Origin of the sequence: Klebsiella sp. HN106 (genome assembly GCF_051209435.1) — a bacterium.
Taxonomy (GTDB): domain Bacteria; phylum Pseudomonadota; class Gammaproteobacteria; order Enterobacterales; family Enterobacteriaceae; genus Klebsiella; species Klebsiella oxytoca.
Window position 1 is genome coordinate 1 of the sequence record NZ_JBLURD010000079.1, and the last position, 740, is coordinate 740.

The window sequence follows — 740 nt, forward strand, 5'->3', positions numbered from 1 at the left end:
CTGGACGTGCTGGCCTTTGAAGGCGATGAGGCCCTGAGCGAACCGTTCAGCTACCAGATTGAATTCACCAGCGCCGACAAAACCCTCACGCCGCAGCAGATGCTGATGCAGGATGCCGCCTTCACCCTGCAGGCCCCGGTTGACCAGGGCTTCGGGGTAAAAATCCGGCAGCCGGTACGCACGATTCAGGGCGTGGTGACGGCGTTTGAGCGCCTTTCCGCCTCCCGGGACGAAACGCATTATTCCCTGACTCTGCAGCCTCGTCTGGCGCTGCTCTCCCGGAGCCACCAGAACCGGATTTACCAGGATATGTCGGTGCCGGATATCGTGGAGCATATCCTGCGCACCCGCCACGGCATGCGCGGGGAGGACTTTATCTTCACGCTGGCGCAGGCGTACCCGCGTCGCGAGCAGGTGATGCAGTACGGCGAGGACGACCTGCGCTTTATCACCCGCCTGCTGAGTGAGGTGGGTATCTGGTTCCGCTTCACCGCCGACACCCGGCTGAACATTGACGTGGTGGAGTTTTACGACGACCAGCGGCACGACGGGCAGGGGCTGGTTCTGCCGTCTGTGCCGCCCTCCGGCCAGCACGACAGCGGTACCGAGTCGGTGTGGGCGCTGAAAAGCCGGCATCGCGTGGTGCCGCAGTCGGTGTTCACCCGGGACTATAACTACCGCAACGCGCCGGCGGAGATGAGCCTCAGCATCGATGTCAGCCGGGGCGACAGCACCACTTA

1 protein-coding gene is annotated in these 740 nt (G+C 63.4%); it reads left to right on the forward strand.

What is annotated here, in order from left to right; genetic code table 11:
• Nucleotides 1-740: type VI secretion system tip protein VgrG (vgrG, locus tag ACSIPU_RS30390; protein WP_196558309.1), on the forward strand; the 740-nt coding region annotated here is incomplete at both ends.